The sequence below is a fragment of the Nostoc sp. C96 genome (assembly GCF_059384975.1).
The window spans coordinates 1,493,819-1,512,267 of record NZ_CM182020.1; the positions used below are offsets into that span (position 1 = coordinate 1,493,819).

Below are 18,449 nucleotides of genomic sequence, written 5' to 3' on the forward strand. Positions count from 1 at the left end.
CACTAACGTACTTCAGCAACAGCAATAATTTTTTCATCTCGGTTGAGTTGCAGGATAATTTCACCTGTAGCATCTCTACCCAAAATGGGTACTGTGTCTACATTTAGCCGGACTACACGCTCTTTATTTGTCACCAGCGCCACTTCTGGAGTAGTCGCCTTTACCATACTCGCTAAGTTGTCAGTTTTAGCTGCAAATTTCAGTGCTTGCGTGCCTAAATCACCTCGATTAGCTGCTCTTAATTGACTTGCCGCCATACGCTTGGCATATCCTTGTTGAGTAACTAATAGTAAATGATCATCTTTACCCACCGTGGCACAGCCAACCATTTGCTGATTTCTCAACAGTCGAAAAGCTTGTAAACCCATAGCTGTTCGACCCATAACTGGTAGTTGTTCGTCATTTACGGCAAACCGCAATAAACGTCCACCAGAACTAGCCAAAATTAAATGCTCACCTGAGTTTGTGGACTGGGTAAATAACAATTCATCATCGTCTTTGAGCTTGACAATCGTAATTCCGCGACGAGTCAGGTTGGTAAATTCTGCCAAAGATAAGCGCTTAATTCTGCCTTGTTTTGTCAGGAGAATCATTTGCTTAGAGTCTAAATCTTCTGGTAATAAAAAGCGACTGACTACAGGTTCTTGACTAACTTGAGCAGTAGTTGTGAGTGTAGTGATCAATGGAGTTCCCCGTGGAGAACGGCCAGTAGTTAAGGGAATATCACCCACACGTACCGGGTAGACTTTGCCACCACTGGTAAGGATGAGTAAATCTTTGTTGGTATCGGTTAATTCAGTTTGGATGAGGAAATCATGATCGGGGAGACCATTTTCTGCTTTTGGTTTTTTCCCAGAGGTTGAAAGGCGGCGTACATAACCTCGTTGGGTAAACTCTAGAATTGCTTCTTCAGCTGGCTGTTCAAGTGGGTGATTTTCCTCAATTTCTTCTGTCTTGCGACTTTTGGCACCCTCTGCGGCTTTGCTCTTCAACTCCTCGGTAATACCAGAGAGTAATTTAGTTCGTCGAGAATCCCCATATTTGCGCTTGAGCGATCGCAAATCTTTTTTCAGCGACTTTAATAGTTCGCGGCGATCGCTCAGTAAGTTTTGCAAGAGGGCAATTTGTGTAGTTAGTTGCTCAAATTCCTGTTGTAAATTCTGTTGTTCTAAACCAGTCAGACGGCGCAAAGGCATTGCTAAAATTGCATCTGCTTGTGATTCACTCAAATTCAGTTGGCTACTCAAATTAATTTTGGCTGTGCTACCGTCAGCAGCTTGGCGCAAAATGCTAATTACTTCATCCACTTGAGATAAGGCTTTCAGCAACCCTTCCACTATATGTAAACGACTTTCTGCTTTACCCAATTCGTAACCATAGCGACGGTTTAAGGTTGCTTCTCGGAAATTTAAAAACTCTTGTAATAATTGCCGCAAACTTAATTGTCGGGGTTGTCCTTCGACAATTGCCAGCAGAATTGCCCCAAAATTACTTTGCAAAGCGGTTTGGTGATACAAATGTTGCAGCACTTCTTGGGGGTTAGTATCGCGTTTGAGTTCAATGACTACCCGCATACCTTCGCGATCGCTTTCATCTCGAATATCCGAAATTCCTTGCAAACGACCTTGATTAACTAATTCTGCGACTTTTTCAATCCAGCCTGCCTTATTCACCTGATAAGGCAATTCCGTAATCACAATTGCTGTCCGGCGCTTCGTTCCTTTACCACCAGCAACTTCTTCAATTTGGGCAACTCCTCGCAGAACAATTCCACCTTTACCTGTGCTATAAGCCTCCCGGATACCAGTATCACCAACGATTTCGCCCCCAGTGGGAAAGTCTGGCCCAGGAATTAAGTCTAATAACTTTTCATCAGATAAATCTGGCTGGTCAATTAAGGCGATTAAGCCATCAACAATTTCCCCCAAATTGTGCGGTGGAATGTTTGTCGCCATACCCACAGCAATTCCTGCACAACCATTGAGTAACAAAAAGGGTAATTGTGCAGGTAATACCGTTGGTTCTTGTTGGGAATTATCAAAGTTACCGACAAATTCCACAGTTTCTTCACCGATTTCTGTCAGCATTCCCTCATGGCTAATGGATGCTAAACGAGTTTCGGTGTAGCGCATTGCTGCTGGTGGGTCATTATCAACACTACCAAAGTTGCCATGTCCTGCCAGTAAGGGATAACGACTAGAAAAGTCCTGCACCAGCCTAACTAAAGCATCATAAACGGCTTGATCCCCGTGGGGGTGGTATTTACCCAGTACATCCCCAACAACACGCGCACATTTACGATAAGGCCGATCTGGTGTTAAACCTAGTTCGTGCATGGCATACAAAATGCGGCGATGCACAGGCTTTAAGCCATCACGCACATCTGGTAATGCCCGCCCAACAATCACACTCATGGCATATTCTAAGTAAGACCGTTGCATCTCGGTGTGCAGGGCTGTTGTAATTACCTGTCCCGTTGAGAGAAGGTTTAACTGTTTTGCCATGAGTTTTTTCCCTGAAAGTTAACTACACAAAAATCTCTATAACTGAACAATGCAGCAAACACAGCATAACGGATGAAAAGGGATTCCTAACACAATCTTGTTAGTCACTGGATAAACGGCAGTAGTATTATCCTTGATGACGGGAACATACATTAATGATTAAAAAAGAGCTAGACAACTTTGCTGCTCAGTGCGTTCTCCCCTTCACCTCTATTAATAAAATTCTCATGAAAACCGTTTTAATTGTTGAAGACGATCTAATTAATGCTCGCGTTTTTTCCAAAATTTTGACTAAACGCGGTGGCTTAGATGTCAAACATACCGAAAATGTTGAAGAAGTGATTCAAATTGCTCAATCGGGGAAAGCAGATCTAATTTTAATGGATGTTTCTTTGTCTAGAAGTGTTTATCAAGGTAAGTCTGTTGATGGCATCAAAATTACCCAAATGTTGAAATCTGATCCGCAAACAGCAAATTTACCTATAATTTTGGTGACTGCACACGCGATGGAAGGCGATCGCGAAAACTTTCTCAAGCAAAGTGGTGCTGACGGTTACATCTCCAAGCCTGTTGTTGACCACCAACAATTTGTTGACCAAATCATGGCACTTCTTCCCCATTAATCACCACTAAAAATTAACTAGACTCTCTGAGGAATATTCCCCCAAAAATATTTTTGGGGGAATATTTGCTCTTTGTCTAGTATAGATGTACTATAATATACGGTTTTTCGCAAGTAGTTAAAGAAGGCAAAAGTAAAAAGTGAAAAGTCAAAATTCTTTTACCTTTTGCTTTTTGCCTTCTTACAAAGTTAGGCGAAGAGCAACGCCGTGCGGGGAACCCCCGCACATGACTGGCTTAACTTTGCGCTTTTGACTTTACTGTGGTGCAGGCTGTTGCTGTAGAGCTGCTTGAATACTTGGCAGTTCTAAAAATTTCTTTGTATCAGATAATAGACGTTCACCCCAAAGATTTTCTTTCAGAAAATCCACATCAGCATAGCGCTGATCGATGCGTAAAGCAGTTGCTCCCAATGTCAGACTTTGCTGACGATCGCCTTTAGTATATAGTGCCACGGCTAAGGCCAGTAAAGGTTCAGCCGCTTGTTTATCGATAGATACAGCCGTTTGCCATTGCTTAATAGCAGCATCAGCATTGCCCTGTTCGTATTGAATTAAACCAATGTTATTAATTGCAGCCCAGAATTTTTTATCTTGGCCTACAGCTTGATTATATTGGGCGATCGCCTCTGGTAATTTACCCTGCATATAATAGGCGTTACCTAAATCAAACAAAGCTTCTGGGTCATTGGGTTTCAGCTTTAAACCTGCTTGATAATTAGCAATTGCCGCATCATACTTTTTCTGTTGAAAATTAGCCGAACCCATAGCAAAAAAAACGTCTGCATTTTTGGGATTCAGCGATTGTGCCTTTTTCAAAGCGGCAAGCGCTGGCTCAAATTCCCGATTTTGTAAATGCAAACCACCCAAAAGCAGCCACACTTTATCATTTTTGGGAGCCAGTTGGCTGGCCAACCGCGCTCGTGGTAAAGCTAAATCAATCTGCTGAAATTGAGCTAGTTGGGCTGCTTCTTGTGCTAAAGTCAGCCCTTGCTTCTCCAGTTTTGCTGGATCTAATTGCAGCGTATGGGGAATTAGTGCCTGTGCATGAGCAACTTTGGGTATACTCAACAAACTACAGGCAACCAGAAACGAAATCAAATGAACGTGTTTCGGCACACTACCGCCTCTTACCCACAAATCAGTAATCTGTCAGATAGCTTAAACGATCTCTACTTTAGTCTAAAGGTAAAGTTTACAGTCGTTAGCACTAGCTGTATTCATCACCTTAGCTTAATTGAATGGAAACTGCCGTTAGCGGTAGCGGGGCGTTCAGCCCGTGCTGAGTCATCAAGAATTTTCTATTCCCTACTCCCGACTCCCTTTGTCACAAGTCTTGACATGAGCATTAACCAATAATAAATTCATCAGTGTGTAGTTACTAATTTATGGCTCGTAAACCTAAAATTACTAATCAGCAAATTTTAGAAGCTGCCCGCAAAGTTTTCCTTCAGCAAGGTTTTGGTGGTTCAACTATAGAAATTGCTCAACTAGCTGGTATTTCTGAGGCTTCAATTTTCAAGCGCTTTTCTACGAAAGAAGAATTGTTTTTTGCCGCTATGGGTCTTCCAGAAAGACCTTTGTGGATGAAAGAACTGGAAAACTTATGCGGTACAGGTAATCTCAAAGAAAATCTGATTCAGGTATGTCTTCAGATTTTAGAATTTTACAGTGAAGTACTGCCCCGCTTTATGATGCTGCGTTCCCGTGGTAGTGCTTTTCCCGAACCTTGTACCAGAAAAGAACAGGGATTAATGCAAGATGTTAAAGTACTAACTTCTTTTCTAGAGCGAGAAATTAGCCTCAGTAGATTACGTCCTGTAAATGCCAAAATAGTTGCTCATATCTTAGTCGGAACTCTGATGAATTATGTTCTTTCGGAGCAAAAACCGTTCTCTCAAACTAGTTTGACAACTGAACCTGTTAAAGACTTTGATTTAGAACATCAACCAAAAGTTGTGTTTTCATTTGTGCAGAGTCTGGTAGAGGCAATTTGGTTAGGTATCGCACCTATTTAAATAGCAGGAAATTCTTCACTAAATAAATCTATGGATTTATGAGTTATGAAGTATCAAACTCTGGCCCTTTCCCTATTATCCGTTCCCTGTTCCCTGTTCCCTTTTAAAGCGATCGCCCTGTGCCGAATTCTACCTCTTAGCAGTTAACATAAAACAGCTGTTGAACTGAGTATACTGGGGCAAAATAGAAAGCATGGCAATTGAATCTAACTCTCCCAATCCACCAAGCCGAGAACCTTTAACTGAACAGGAGCCAGATGACTTCGATGGTGGCTCTAGGGATAGTCATTTAAGTTCAGAAGCACTGACAGCACAACAAGCGCTGGCGGCAATTTCCTCTTTGCAATCGTCGCAGAATGCCGCCGTGATGCAGCAAGCTCGTTCTAATATGCAGCAACGCCCTACTCATCAATTCACGGTTAAGCCCAGGGCATTAATGCTAACAATAGCGGCGATCGCTGTGATTTTTCTGGGAGTTATCGTTAATAACTGGATTTTGGGAATTATTGGCACCTTGCTAACTTTGGTATTGTCTCTAGCCATGCTATTACCTTGGTTGCAATATATTCTCAAAGAATGGTTTACACCAGAAGACAGAACCTTGTTTGTCGGCTTCTTCGGAATAATAGCAGGCATTGTGGGCTTGATCAAATTCTCTGGGATTGGCGATCGCCTACTGATGTTAGGACGCAAAATCAACTGGGAAGCCTCTGGGACTTTAGCAGAATGGTTTGGCGCATTAGGGCAAATTTTAATCGCCATCATTGCCGTTTATGTCGCGTGGCGACAATACGTTATTTCCAAAGACCTAACAATTCAACAAAATTTGCTGACAGTTCAACAAAATATCATTACTCAGCAGCAAACCATAGATTCTTATTTCCAAGGCATTTCGGACTTGGTGCTAGATGAAGAAGGCTTATTAGAAGACTGGCCACAAGAAAGAGCGATCGCCGAAGGCCGCACAGCCGCCATTTTTAGTAGTGTTGATGGCAGTGGTAAAGCCAAAATTCTCCGCTTTCTCTCCCGTTCTAAATTACTTACACCCTTAAAACGCGATCGGCGCTTAGGTCGAGCTATTCTCAATGGTATGGGTGGTTATGCAGAAGACCGTTTAGAAGGTGTACGCGTCATTGACTTAGGTGTCATGTTAGCCACTGCCGACCTTTCTAGCACAGATTTACGTTGGACTGACCTGAGTGAAGCTAATCTTGTCCGTGCTAACCTTAGTGCTTGCGACTTAGTAAAAGCCAACCTCTCCCGCACCATTTTATATGATGCCAATCTCAACAGTGCTGATATGAATGGAGTGCGTTTATTTTATGGTTCTGTCGAGAAAGCTTCGCCCCGTAGTCGTACAGAACCACCCAACTACGAAACTGGTGAACACACAGGGGCTGTGATTGAAAATGCCGATTTCACAAATGTTCAAAGAATGTCTGAGGCTAACCGTTACTACTGCTGTGCTTGGGGTGGAGAATCAACTAGAGCCACTATTCCCGGTGGTTGCGAAGGTATCCCTAATCTGTTGGGAAGATAGTCAAGAGTTAATGGTCATTAGTTTTTCTCTTACACCCTTACCCCCTGATGTCATACCCGGCAAATCAGTTATGATTCAGCATATCCGTGCAGAAAGACAAAACTCTTCTTCCCCCTGCGGTCTTGATGATAAGTCTTTTACTGGATACGATATGACACCCTTACTCCCCGACACCCGTTCCACCTTGTCCTCTTCCTCCCTTGCTCCCTAAGCCGCCTTGTCGTTCACAGACAAAACCTTGACGTTGCCAAAATTCCATATCCACATCCGTCAGTTGGGTAACATGTGAGCATTGTGGTTGGATAAATTGACTAACCACTGCCCAGAATGAACTTCGTGTGATGTCAAATGCTGTTTTCCACCAATATTCCCGATTAGCCGGACGACCTTTTTCTTTAACTACCTCTGGTTCTACCCAAATTCCTTGCGCTCCTAAAAGAATCTGAGCCATCCATTTAGCTCTGGGGAAATGACTGGGAGAGCTAATTAACTTTACTTTATGTACTCCCCAGCGTTTTAGAATGGGAACCCCATAGTAGAAATTATCAAAAGTAGAATTCGCGCAGTTTTCTAACCAAACGTTTTGTAAATCTGCGGCCTCTCTTTGAAAAATCAGCCATATACAGGGGTCTAGAGAACCACGAGAAATTAAAATTGGAATTTGGGGATTTTGTTTTGCTTGTTGGGCAACATAGATTTCACGGCGAATACTGCCACCAAGTACAAACAAAGCATCAACCGGCTTGGAAGAAGCAGAAACTAAGGTTATAGTTGTGAAAATTAGCCAGCAACCCAAAACTAGGCATAAACCACGTAAAATTTTTTGTAGCAATTGCAACGTTTTATTTAATTTTCTCTTGTCAGAAATTGATGAATTGTGAGTAAATTTATGTCTCATGTCATAGCTGAAAAAAGCTGAGTTAAAGAATATAGAAAATGCCAGCAGTCCAGCCAACAAAATGCTATCTTATAAAATTAATATAGGGTGTAAATATGACACCGTTAAAAGTGTCACAATACTTGTATAGGGTGAGATTAGACTGCTAACTTATTTAGCAGATGTATGGTTACAACACTAATGGGAAGTAAGTCCAAATTTTTAGGGTAATTCCGAGGGGAAAATAATGAAGAAAGCTTAACTGAAAATAGATTATAAAAACTTAAAAGTCTCTGAAAAGTCTGATTGCTAAACTTTCAATAAAACAACCATTCCAGCTAATATACATGAACCAATCTGCGAAACATTACTCGCCGCTCCAACTAGCCATGATTGGTGGAGCGATCGCCACAACCGCCGCTGTAACCGTATTTGGCCCTGCTTGGACTCGCTGCGTTCGTGCCGCCCTACAAGATAGCCCTAAAACCTTAATTGACCAGGTATGGCAACTGGTAAATCGTGAGTATGTTGATGGAACTTTTAATCAACAAGATTGGCAAGCAACTAGGCAGAGCCTATTAAGTAAAGATTATTCTTCTAAACAAGAAGCATACATAGCTATCCGCGAAGCTTTACAAAAATTGGGTGATCCGTATACCAGATTTATGGATCCCAAACAGTATGAGGCTCTTACCAATCAAACCTCTGGGGAAGTCTCAGGTATTGGTATTCGGATGGAACTGAATGAAAAGACTCAGCGCTTGACGGTTGTGGAAGCCATAGATAATTCTCCAGCATTGAAAGCAGGAATTAAAGCTGGGGACGAGATATTAGCAATTGACGGGAAACCCACTTTGAAACTAAAGGTGGATGATGCTTCCAAACTAATTCGTGGTCAAGCAGGTACTCCTATCACATTACGTTTGGAAAGAAGCGGACAAGGTGCGTTTGACTTGAAACTGACACGGGCAACAATTGAAGTGCCAACAGTTAGTTACACTCTCAAGCAAGAAGGTAATCGCCGTGTAGGTTACATCCGCTTAAGAGAGTTTAGTGGTCACGCCGCAGATCAGATGCGTCGAGCAATTCGTGATTTGAATGGTAAGAAAGTTGACGCTTTTGTCTTAGATCTGCGTGGGAACCCTGGTGGTTTATTGCAGGCTAGTATCGAAATTGCCCGGATGTGGATGGATAATGGTGCAATAGTCCGCACCGTTGACCGTCAAGGTAGCAGTGAACAAACCAAGGCGAATCATACTTCTTTGACAAAACTCCCTTTGGCAATACTGGTAGATGGTAATTCAGCTAGTGCCAGCGAAATTTTAACAGGTGCGCTCAAAGATAATAAACGCGCAGTAGTTATTGGTAGTCAAACCTTTGGTAAAGCTTTAGTACAGTCAGTGCATGAATTATCAGATGGTTCTGGTTTAGCTGTCACTATCGCCCACTACTACACCCCATTGGGAACTGATATTAACCATAAGGGAATCGCACCAGATATCAAGATAGATTTGACAGAAGCTCAAGAGCGTCAGTTAGCATCTAACCCTAATTTAATTGGTACTCCCAGCGATCCGCAGTATGCTGGAGCGATCGCAGCTTTATCTAGTAATAGTTTTGCTCGGTCTTCTGTGATTCAAAACATCCCACCTGTGAGTGCTAGTACTGAAACTTTGAAGTTCTAGAACACCGATTCATGTATAAGGGTTTGTTAACTCAATTGCTGGAGTGAGAAAAACTGCCTGATTAAACCTTTATAGGATTTTGGGATTGGGAATAATAATGAGTAATCCCATTGCCAAAATCCATAATTTTATGAATTATCAGCCAGTTGACACAACCACCGCCGCCAGATTTTTACCTATGGTGTCGGTGGTTGTTCCTATTTATAATGCCGAGACAGATTTATCGGCTTTGATTGCTTGTTTGTCGGCGCAAACCTACCCCAAAGACCGAGTAGAATACTTGTTAGTAGACAATAACAGTAGCGATCGCACTTTAGCCTTACTCCAAGAAGCTGCGGCAAGTTCAGTAATTAAAATCAGTGCTTTAAGTGAAAATCAAATTCAAAGTTCTTACGCAGCGAGGAATACAGGAATTCGCGCTGCAACCGGAGAAATTATCACTTTTACTGATGCTGATTGTCATCCCCAATCCCAATGGCTAGAATCACTTATTCAACCTTTTGTAAATTCCGAGGTGGTAATTGTTGCTGGGGAAATTACAGCACTCCCCGGTAACAGTTTATTAGAACAATACGCCGAACTTCAGGATATCTTATCGCAAAAGCATACTTTAGCTCACCCTTTTTGCGCTTACGGACAAACTGCCAATTTAGCAATTCGCCGCACTGCTTTAGAAAAAGCCGGCTTATTTCGTCCTTATTTAACGACTGGTGGTGATGCAGATATCTGCTGGCGGATTTTGCGGCAAAATCTTGGGCGTTTAGAGTTTGCTCCCCAAGCGACTGTACAGCACCGCCATCGTTCTACACTTAAAGAACTGGCTAGTCAGTGGCGACGTTATGGACGTTCAAATCGCTATTTGCATGAATTACATGGGATAGAACTGATGCCAGAATTGAAGCTGGCAGAATATGGACATCGGTTAGGACGTTGGATGTTCAAAGAATTACCCAAAAATACAGTGAAGGCGATCGCAGGTAAAGTTAGTTTCGTAGATTTATTAAATACTCCCCTGACTGTGTTTGTCATCCAAGCTCGTATTGCTGGGCAGAAAAACGCCAAATTACCAGAAAATGCCAAGATAATAGCTTGGTTGTAAAAATGAGAGTGACTTTTACCCAATCCTTGAATAATCAAATTCTGAGAGGATGGATTTTACTCCGCATAGAAACTGATGATCTTTGCACTCAACTTTGGACATCATCTACATTCGATCCATATCAAGAATTGTACATTTGGTTGGGGCAAATTCGAGATTTCCAACTACCCGCAAAAATGATCATCGATGAGGAAGGTTATGGAGTAGAACTGATAGCTGAGAGTTTGAGCGATTTACTTGTGCAATTTCGGGTTGAGCCGTGGATGTCTGCTAGAAATACTACAAAACGCCTCAACATTACGGTTGAACGTTGCGAATTGCTCAAGGCTTTTCATGATGGAATCATCAAATTTATTCAAGATGAATATCAACCATCAAAATGGTCGCACATTGATAATCTGAGTAATACAAATTGGGGTGCTTTGCTCCAGCCAAATAATAGTTCTGGTGAAAATTGGCAAACACGTTTAGCAATGTATGGAGGAGGACATAGCAGGGTTCCCGAAACCGGACGTGAAACCATATCGAACCAACTAACCCTAGAACAACAATGGTTAGTAACTTTACAAGATGTACTTTTATGGATAGCAAATTTAGCAGCTAACGGTCAAATTAGAGAAGTCTACGCACTTGTTAGTTTATACAAAAATTTACCAATAGATATTGCTTTAGGTGAATTAGATGCGAGTTGGTATGAGCAACGGAAAATTGAGTTATATCAACAATATGAACTACGTGAGAACTCCATCACCAGACGAACAATTCATAATCGTAGCCGTTTAGCAAAGGCACGACTAGAAACACTTAAGCTTGGTCAAATTGTAGATGGCAGTATCGATAAAATTGAGAAGTATTGGGTCTTCGTTGATATTGGCGGATGTTATGCACTACTACATATTTCCGCAATTTCTCAACAACCTGTTGAACATCCAGAAAAGGTCTTTCAAATTGGTGACTGGATTAGAGCAATAATTATCTCAATGGATGTTGAAAGAGGGCGAGTGTCGCTATCAACTAGCGATTTAGAAACTGAGCCGGGAGATATGTTAAAAGACCCGTTGATTGTGTATGAAAAAGCCGAGGAAATGGCTGGTAGATACTATCAAAATGTCTTGTCAAAGCTACAATAGTATTAAATAAAATCCTAATTTATTTTATCTTTAGCTAAATGAGCAACATTACCCAGAATATTCATTCACTCTCCAGCTTTCAAAGCAATACACTAGAATTTCTACAAGAGATGAAGCAAACAGGAAAACCTGTAGTGCTAACAGTTAATGGTAAAGCTGAACTTGTAGTTCAAGATGCTGAATCTTACCAGAAGTTGCTTGATACTTTGGAGAAATTGGAAGCTATTGCTGGAATTAAGCAAGGACTAGAAGATGTGGAAGCAAATAGAACAACTACCTTAAGCGAATTTGAACAAGAAATGCGACAAAAATATGGCATTTCAAGTTAGAACTACTCAAACGGCAAATACAGAAATTGAGGCGGCTTATTCTTGGTTAGCAACACGCAACCCTGCTTATGCTGATAAGTGGTTTCGGGAATTGATGGATACTATTGCAACTTTACAAGAAAAGCCATTACGTTGTGTTTTGGCACCAGAAAATGATGCTTTTACACAAGAAATACGTCAACTAATCTACGGAAAGTCAAGAAACAAGTAGAGAATTTTGTTTACGATTCGGGAAAATACGGTGTTTATACTTCATGTGCGTCATAGTTCACAAGCTCCTCTAACGAGTGAAGATGTTGACGAACAAGAAGAATTTTGATTATTGAAATTAGCGCGATCGCATATCAAGCCATTAATATTTTAGCATTGCGTATATTTCTTAAAATTTTTGTAGTTGTTTATAAGCGATTTTTACTGGGTATAACAATCATGGCAAAATAAGGTACTTCAGCCGGGTCAACTTCATTTAATGGGACAATTCTCTGTTGTGACATTGTTGCCCGTTCAATATATAATGCCCGTGATGCTAATCCTAACTGCTGCAAAATGTCTCGTACTTTTGTAAAATGACGGCCTAATTTCATAATTGCAGCTGCATCAGTAGTTAGTAGTTGTGTGATTAATTCTTCTGCTGGTAGTGGGGCGGGTAAAACGGTGAGAATATCGTTGTAGTAGGTGAACGGCACACCTAAAGCCACTGGACAAGCCATGAGAGAGGAAACACCGGGGACAACTTCGGTATGGTAATGCTGAGATAACCGTGTAAATACATACATGAACGAACCGTAGAAAAACGGGTCTCCTTCACACAAAACTACGACATCGCGTCCAGCGGCGAGGTGTTGAGCAATTGGTTCAACTTCTTGGTCATATATAGCTTTGGCTTTTTCTGGTTCTAATGCGCGGGGGAGATGAAAGGGGACTTCGATTTGTTCGCCAGTTAAATACTGCGAAACGATCGCCCGCGCTATACTCTCTTTATCTGTGGCTGATTGATAGGCAATTACAGGTGCAGCCTGCAACAACCGCAGTGCTTTGACTGTCAGCAATTCGGGGTCGCCAGGGCCTACACCAACTCCATACAGACGGCCTTTGGTTGTCATGATTATTCTTCCTCCGTTGCCAAGGCGTTAACTGCGGCGGCGGCGATCGCACTTCCACCCCGCCGACCATGTAATGTCATAAATGGGACATTCCGACTATCTGCTGCTAGGGCGGCTTTTGATTCGGCTGCACCCACAAATCCAACAGGAAAACCCAAAATCACCGCAGGTTTCGGCGCTCCTTGGTCTAACATTTCGAGTAACCTAAATAGGGCGGTGGGTGCATTACCAATGGCAACGACTGAGTTTTCTAAGTGCGATCGCCATAATTCTAAAGCTGCGGCTGACCTTGTATTACCCAGTTTTTGGGCGAGTTCTGGGACTTCGGGATAATTCAGGGTGCAGATAACTGCGTTATTGGCTGGTAGTCGCCGCCTCGTGACTCCCTCGGCAACCATCCGACAATCACATAAAATTGGCGCACCTGCTGTTAATGCGGCGCGTGCTGATTGTACTGCTGTGGATGAATATCCCAAGTCAGTTACAATATCCGTCATTCCACAGGCATGAATCAGCCGTACAGCAACTTTTGCTACATCAATTGGCAGCACATCTAAGTTAGCTTCTGACCGAATGATAGAAAAAGAATTACGGTAAATTTCGTTAGCGTTTCGGATATATTCGGACATTTTTAATTAAAAACCGCAGATTAACGCAAATTAACGCAGATTTTGGGACTCTTCAATAGATCTTTTAGTTGGGTAATACTATAACGATTGACAAATTCTAGAAAAGATTCGTCATGATTAAAGCGATAAATTTTATACACTTTGAGTATTTGTTCTATCAATGCAGGTAGTTCTGCAAAACTAACGTATTGATAGATTTTTCGACCGAATTTTGCGTGATTTTCTCTATCCCCAACATAAACGTGATAACTTTCTATATTGCGATCGCTCACACCTAGTAAGGTGATGTCACTGTTGTGATGTTGAGCGCAAGATTTTTCACAGCCGCTAAAGTGAATATTAATTGGGCTATCTAGCTTAACATGAGTTTCTAGGTAATCGGCTAATGCCAAAGCATGACCTTTCGTATCTGTAGCAGAAGCGACACAACCCTGTTTACCAGAACAAGCAATTAATGAACTTTTAATATTTGTGACTGTAGAATCTAATCCGAATTCAGCTATTTTATTTTGAACATCAATAACGCTCTTTTGGTGAATATCCGTGATGAGCAAATTTTGCCAAGGTGTGAGTCTAATAGTCCCGCTACCATATTTTGCTGCTAAATCGCCCAAACGCCGGATTTGCTGACTTTCAAGCCTACCCAAAGGCAAAACTACGCCGATATAAAATAAATTTTCCTGTCGTTGGGGATGAACACCAATATGGCTGAAATATTCTTCCTTCTTTGCTTGAGAAGATGTGTTGATCAACTTCTCACAGAGTTGCCAAGAAAAATTTAACCGCTGCTCAACTTGCTGAAGATAATTTTCCCATCCCAAACTATTCACAACTTCTCGCAAACGTGGCTTACGCTGACTATTGATATCAATATGATGTAAATAAACATCTGCTAAAGCTGCCAAAATAGATAAACATTGTTCTGGCAACAAGATAATTCCTATATCAATGGGTGGTTTGCTTTTAATTAATCCCAGATGCAGGCGCAAGTAAACTTGAGTGTCGATTAACTCAGCAGTAAACAGGATATCATTGAGGCGATCGCTTACCGCCATTTTTCCACCGCCATCAAAGCAAACGCTAAACTTGGCTGATAGTCCTGAGAGTTCAGGATGCGCTGCTATATAGTCATCCCAGTTTTGCACCAAAGGGCGAGTATCGATTAATTCTTCTGGGTCGATACCCGCTGTGGGGTTAGTCATAATATTGCGGATGTGGTCTACAGCCGAATTGTGAGAACCTAAACCCAAATTTTGTAATTGCTGGAGAACTTCGCTGTTGATACCTTGACTAATTTCTCGAATTTGCAGGTTAGCGCGATTTGTGACATCAACGTAGCCACCACCGTAATTATCTGCTATGTCTGCGATCGACTGACATTGTTGACTATTAAGTATCCCACCAGGTATTCTCAGGCGAGACAAAATGCCATCTTGAGCCGATGTAGCATAAAATAAGCCTGGACAGGCAGTAAATCCCGAAAACAAAGTCCTAACTCCTTCTCTGTGCGACGCAGAGATTAGATCATCATTGTGTCTTCTAGACACACCCGGAGTTGGCATTCTGACTTGGGATTTCCCTTCACAGCTGCGGCACAGTCCCGGAATTTCACCGGAGTTTCCCAACTCCAAGCCTTAGTAATTTACCATGAGACGGTATTTGCAATGCTCAATACTTCACATTTTTCATTAATCATCAGACTAACGCACAGAGGAATGAAAGTTTGAGAGTGTTTTTCTGACCATGAATGTAAGTTACTACCAGATGCGATCGCACTTTTGCTCAAGGTTATTTTGATTACACCTAACACTCCATTTGATTGTTGCCAAAAATTCTGTCATCAGCGATGGCTGACATATTTTTTGTATTTGACAGTCTCTGGTCACAGTGGCAACTGCTAAGATGATCGTAGTTGCCGACAGTCATTAAAAGGCGTTGCTGAATGAAGGGATGAATCGATTTATGTAGGTACAGTTTGATACTTCAAATAATGAAGTAATAATTTAACCGAGTATCTCAGCATTTCTTCTGTCTTGGAATAGCATAAAGTTTTTCGGTGAAGGCGTGCTAAATAATGTCTAAGCCTAGTGTTTTCATTTTCAACTCGTGTCATATATGTTTTACTGACAATTTGGTCTCCATCTGGAATAAAGCTTGGGTAAACTTTCCAGCCATCTGTCACATAAAAATAGCTTTTCCATTGTTTAGCAATTTTCCACAATGGCTCAAAAGTTTCGGCACTATGGTCTCCCAAAACCCAGGCTAAAATACCTTGAGTAAAGTGATTTACTGCTGTCCATAACCAAATTTTGTTTTTTTTGAACCAACAAATGTCTCTAATTCATCAAGTTCTCCAACTTCTGGAATTACATCTTCTTTCGGTACGTCCGGAAGTTTCTCTCCCAATTGTTTGACCCAATAAATAATAGTAGTATGATGTACTCCTTTGACTCGTTCAATCCCACGAAAACCCATACCGTTAAGGTACATTTTTAAGCATTCTTGTTTCAATTCCTCAGAATATCCTTTTGGTGGCTCGTACAAATCAATAAATTGGCGAGCGCATGATACGCAAATGTGATTTTGTTTACTTCTTCGCTTTCCGTTCTTACGAATTTTCGTAGATCCGCAGTATGGACATTGCACAGTAGATACCCTCAAGTCATCCCTCTATTATGCAACGCCCATTAAAATTTAATGATTGACTCTAACTATAGATAGATGTAACATTTAGGTTAATCGAAGGGGAGTAGCTACTGGCATAACTTTTTCAGTTAAAAGCCAGTTCATCTGAGTCAACATACTGGTGATAAGCCTGGTTCAGATGTCAAATGCTAAGTATTTGAAAGCGAGACCTTCACTAAGTTCACAAACAAGATGTGAGCTTGGTGAGGTCTTTTGGCTCTCTTCAAGCTCACATCGCTACGAATTTTTCAGGAGCTTGAGAGAGTGTTAACAGCTTTTACCGCAGGTTTATTATTAATTACCGTTTCTGAGCTTGGTGATAAAACTTTTTTTATTGCTGTAATTTTGGCAATGCACCATTCGCGGCGCTTGGTGTTTATTGGGGTAACAGCCGCCTTAGCAGCAATGACTATCCTCTCGGTGGTATTTGGGCAAGCAGCATCTTTACTCCCAAAAATTTACATTCATTATGCGGAAATTGCTTTGTTTCTGGCCTTCGGTATTAAGCTGTTATATGACGCGAGTAAAATGGCGGCGGCGAGTTGTGATGCAGATGTTGTAGAAGAAGCAGAAGCCGCTGTGAAAAAAGCAGATGCACAGCTACCAAAGCGCAAAACCCCTTCGGCAATTTTAACAGAAGCCTTCTTATTAACATTTATGGCAGAGTGGGGCGATCGCACACAAATTGCCACAATTGCTTTAGCGGCGGGTAATAATCCAATTGGGGTAACAATTGGCGCAATTTTAGGACATAGTATTTGTGCAGCGATCGCAGTTATCGGTGGTAAACTCATCGCCGGACGCATTTCTGAACGCCAACTTACCTTTATGGGTGGATGCTTATTTCTGATTTTTGGCGTGGTTGCGGCTGTAGAAGGAGTGTAAAGAGAAATAGGTTGACCTCTTTCCCTCGTAGGGAAGGAGGTTTTTGATTAGTGAATTGATGCTCTAATACTTGCCAAAATTAAAGATTTTCTCAAATTAAGATAATTTTGAGCGCAAACAAGGGATAACTAAAAATAGTTCCATCTCGGTAACTCAATACTTTTCGGATAAGGAATTTACTCGTGTTCGCGTAGCGTCTCCTTTAGGAGAAGGTAAGCAAGGGTGCAGGGGTGCAAGGGAGAATTGACACTAACCTCTCCCTGCCCCTCTGCTCCTCCGCCCCCCTGCTGCCTCAAAGAAGAGATATCTTAACCGAAAGGTATTGCTCGGTAACTATTCTTTGAATGCTTCTATGACCTATTGTCTGAGAATTGCCGACATCCCCACAAATGAACGTCCGCGTGAACGTTTGATGACTCATGGCCCCAAAATTTTAGCAACAGCGGAGTTAATTGCAATTCTTTTAGGCACTGGTCAAGGGCCAGGAAAACTCTCAGCAGTGGGTTTGGGACAATATCTTTTACAAGAATTAAGCAAACACCAACGTGACCCATTGGCAGTTTTGCGAGAAGTTACCCCAGCAGAATTAATGCAAGTTCCTGGTATCGGCCCAGCAAAAGCCACCAGCATTTTAGCTGCGGTAGAACTAGGCAAACGTGCCTTTCTCTCCCGTCCTTCAGATGGCGCTGCAATTGATAGTCCAATGGCGGCGGCGGCGGCGCTTAGTCAAGATTTAATGTGGCAAACCCAAGAACGTTTTGCCGTATTGTTATTGGATGTTAAAAATCGTTTGTTAGGTACACAAGTTATTAGCATTGGTACTGCTACCGAAACCCTAGCTTCGCCACGAGAAATTTTTCGGGAAGTAATTCGTCAAGGTGCAACACGAGCAATAGTCGCCCACAACCATCCTTCTGGGAACATTGAACCTAGTCAAGAAGATATAGAATTGACTCGTCAATTATTAGCAGGAGCGCAGTTATTAGGTATTCCGTTGCTAGATCATGTAATTTTAGGTAATGGAAATCACCAAAGTTTGCGCGAAATAACAACTTTATGGAATGACTATCCTCAATTTGATTGATGTAGCGCAGGTGGAGAGTTTTGGTATTTATACAAACTTGACATCACTGCTCCCCTGCTCTATCTCGAAAATTGTCTATTGACAACAAAATTAATCTATGTATTCGTCAAATTTGTATCTTATTGCCAGATTTTTTTCCTAGCCATAGGCATAATAAAAGCACCCATTTCTCACTCTGGTGACTCTGCTGACTTCTCAAATTATGACGCAGAGAGGAATTGTCGATGAAATGGGAAAATCAACTCTGTTTTCAGAAGAGGT

General features: G+C 41.7%; 17 protein-coding genes and 1 riboswitch. Of the genes, 10 read left to right on the plus strand and 7 right to left on the minus strand.

The features are described 5' to 3' along the window. Positions 1-2: 2 nt before the first annotated feature. Complete coding sequence (gyrA, locus tag AC504W_RS06415; RefSeq protein ID WP_494876862.1) at positions 3-2,504, minus strand: DNA gyrase subunit A; 2,502 nt, start codon at positions 2,502-2,504, stop codon at positions 3-5. 227 nt (positions 2,505-2,731) lie between these two features. On the opposite strand from gyrA, the gene AC504W_RS06420 reads away from it, so the two are divergent. Continuing rightward, a complete protein-coding gene (locus tag AC504W_RS06420) occupies positions 2,732-3,127 on the plus strand; it encodes a response regulator (RefSeq protein ID WP_096585573.1) in 396 nt (131 codons plus the stop codon). 255 nt (positions 3,128-3,382) lie between these two features. On the opposite strand, the gene AC504W_RS06425 is transcribed toward AC504W_RS06420, so the two are convergent. Continuing rightward, complete coding sequence (locus AC504W_RS06425; protein WP_494876863.1) at positions 3,383-4,243, minus strand: tetratricopeptide repeat protein; 861 nt, start codon at positions 4,241-4,243, stop codon at positions 3,383-3,385. A gap of 269 nt (positions 4,244-4,512) precedes the next feature. Here AC504W_RS06425 and AC504W_RS06430 point away from each other — a divergent pair, with 269 nt between their 5' ends. Together AC504W_RS06430 and AC504W_RS06435 are read left to right on the plus strand one after the other, a co-directional pair. Further along, a complete protein-coding gene (locus tag AC504W_RS06430) occupies positions 4,513-5,142 on the plus strand; it encodes a TetR/AcrR family transcriptional regulator (RefSeq protein ID WP_494876864.1) in 630 nt (209 codons plus the stop codon). A 193-nt stretch (positions 5,143-5,335) separates the two neighbouring features. Beyond that, positions 5,336-6,682 (plus strand): pentapeptide repeat-containing protein, encoded by a 1,347-nt coding sequence (locus AC504W_RS06435; protein ID WP_494876865.1) that lies wholly within the window; start codon positions 5,336-5,338, stop codon positions 6,680-6,682. Between the two features lie 160 nt (positions 6,683-6,842). Here the strand turns inward: AC504W_RS06435 and AC504W_RS06440 are convergent, their stop codons facing one another. Then, positions 6,843-7,580 carry a YdcF family protein gene (locus AC504W_RS06440; protein WP_494876866.1) on the minus strand — a complete coding sequence of 246 codons (738 nt, stop codon included), beginning with the start codon at positions 7,578-7,580 and terminating at the stop codon, positions 6,843-6,845. A gap of 326 nt (positions 7,581-7,906) precedes the next feature. On the opposite strand from AC504W_RS06440, the gene ctpB reads away from it, so the two are divergent. The 5 genes from ctpB to AC504W_RS06465 all read left to right on the plus strand — a co-directional run bounded on the left by ctpB (position 7,907) and on the right by AC504W_RS06465 (position 12,013). Then, positions 7,907-9,244: a carboxyl-terminal processing protease CtpB gene (gene ctpB, locus AC504W_RS06445; RefSeq protein ID WP_494876868.1), complete on the plus strand. Its 1,338-nt coding sequence runs from the start codon at positions 7,907-7,909 to the stop codon at positions 9,242-9,244. A 130-nt stretch (positions 9,245-9,374) separates the two neighbouring features. Further along, positions 9,375-10,343, plus strand: coding sequence for a glycosyltransferase family 2 protein (locus AC504W_RS06450; RefSeq protein ID WP_494878586.1), 969 nt, complete (start codon positions 9,375-9,377; stop codon positions 10,341-10,343). A 2-nt stretch (positions 10,344-10,345) separates the two neighbouring features. Continuing rightward, on the plus strand, positions 10,346-11,473 hold the full coding sequence (locus tag AC504W_RS06455; protein ID WP_494876869.1) for a S1 RNA-binding domain-containing protein: 1,128 nt from the start codon (positions 10,346-10,348) through the stop codon (positions 11,471-11,473). A 38-nt stretch (positions 11,474-11,511) separates the two neighbouring features. Then, complete coding sequence (locus AC504W_RS06460) at positions 11,512-11,802, plus strand: type II toxin-antitoxin system Phd/YefM family antitoxin (RefSeq protein ID WP_494876870.1); 291 nt, start codon at positions 11,512-11,514, stop codon at positions 11,800-11,802. Next, positions 11,786-12,013 carry a type II toxin-antitoxin system RelE/ParE family toxin gene (locus AC504W_RS06465; protein ID WP_494876871.1) on the plus strand — a complete coding sequence of 76 codons (228 nt, stop codon included), beginning with the start codon at positions 11,786-11,788 and terminating at the stop codon, positions 12,011-12,013. The genes AC504W_RS06460 and AC504W_RS06465 overlap by 17 nt, the downstream gene beginning before the upstream one ends. 187 nt (positions 12,014-12,200) lie before the next feature. Here AC504W_RS06465 and AC504W_RS06470 read toward each other — a convergent pair whose 3' ends face one another. The 4 genes from AC504W_RS06470 to AC504W_RS06485 form a co-directional block, all read right to left on the minus strand. After that, complete coding sequence (locus tag AC504W_RS06470; RefSeq protein ID WP_494876873.1) at positions 12,201-12,905, minus strand: precorrin-2 C(20)-methyltransferase; 705 nt, start codon at positions 12,903-12,905, stop codon at positions 12,201-12,203. A gap of 2 nt (positions 12,906-12,907) precedes the next feature. Then, positions 12,908-13,534: a precorrin-8X methylmutase gene (locus AC504W_RS06475; protein ID WP_103126509.1), complete on the minus strand. Its 627-nt coding sequence runs from the start codon at positions 13,532-13,534 to the stop codon at positions 12,908-12,910. Positions 13,535-13,554: 20 nt separating this feature from the next. Further along, positions 13,555-15,021, minus strand: a complete 1,467-nt coding sequence (gene cobG, locus AC504W_RS06480) for a precorrin-3B synthase (protein ID WP_494876874.1) — start codon at positions 15,019-15,021, stop codon at positions 13,555-13,557. 61 nt (positions 15,022-15,082) lie between these two features. Continuing rightward, positions 15,083-15,166: riboswitch (adenosylcobalamin-variant (AdoCbl-variant) riboswitch) on the minus strand. A gap of 328 nt (positions 15,167-15,494) precedes the next feature. Further along, positions 15,495-16,180, minus strand: a protein-coding gene (locus tag AC504W_RS06485; RefSeq protein ID WP_494873060.1) for an IS1 family transposase whose coding sequence is annotated in 2 segments (ribosomal slippage) — positions 15,495-15,841 and positions 15,841-16,180 — 687 coding nt in all. Because the reading frame shifts where the segments join, the coding sequence is not laid out codon by codon here. A 303-nt stretch (positions 16,181-16,483) separates the two neighbouring features. Between AC504W_RS06485 and AC504W_RS06490 the strand changes: the two genes are divergently transcribed. Together AC504W_RS06490 and radC are read left to right on the plus strand one after the other, a co-directional pair. Continuing rightward, the gene (locus tag AC504W_RS06490; RefSeq protein ID WP_494878588.1) at positions 16,484-17,104 is read left to right on the plus strand and encodes a TMEM165/GDT1 family protein; all 621 of its coding nucleotides are present in this window, start codon (positions 16,484-16,486) and stop codon (positions 17,102-17,104) included. Positions 17,105-17,456: 352 nt separating this feature from the next. After that, positions 17,457-18,188: a RadC family protein gene (gene radC, locus AC504W_RS06495; RefSeq protein WP_494876875.1), complete on the plus strand. Its 732-nt coding sequence runs from the start codon at positions 17,457-17,459 to the stop codon at positions 18,186-18,188. Positions 18,189-18,449: the final 261 nt, after the last annotated feature.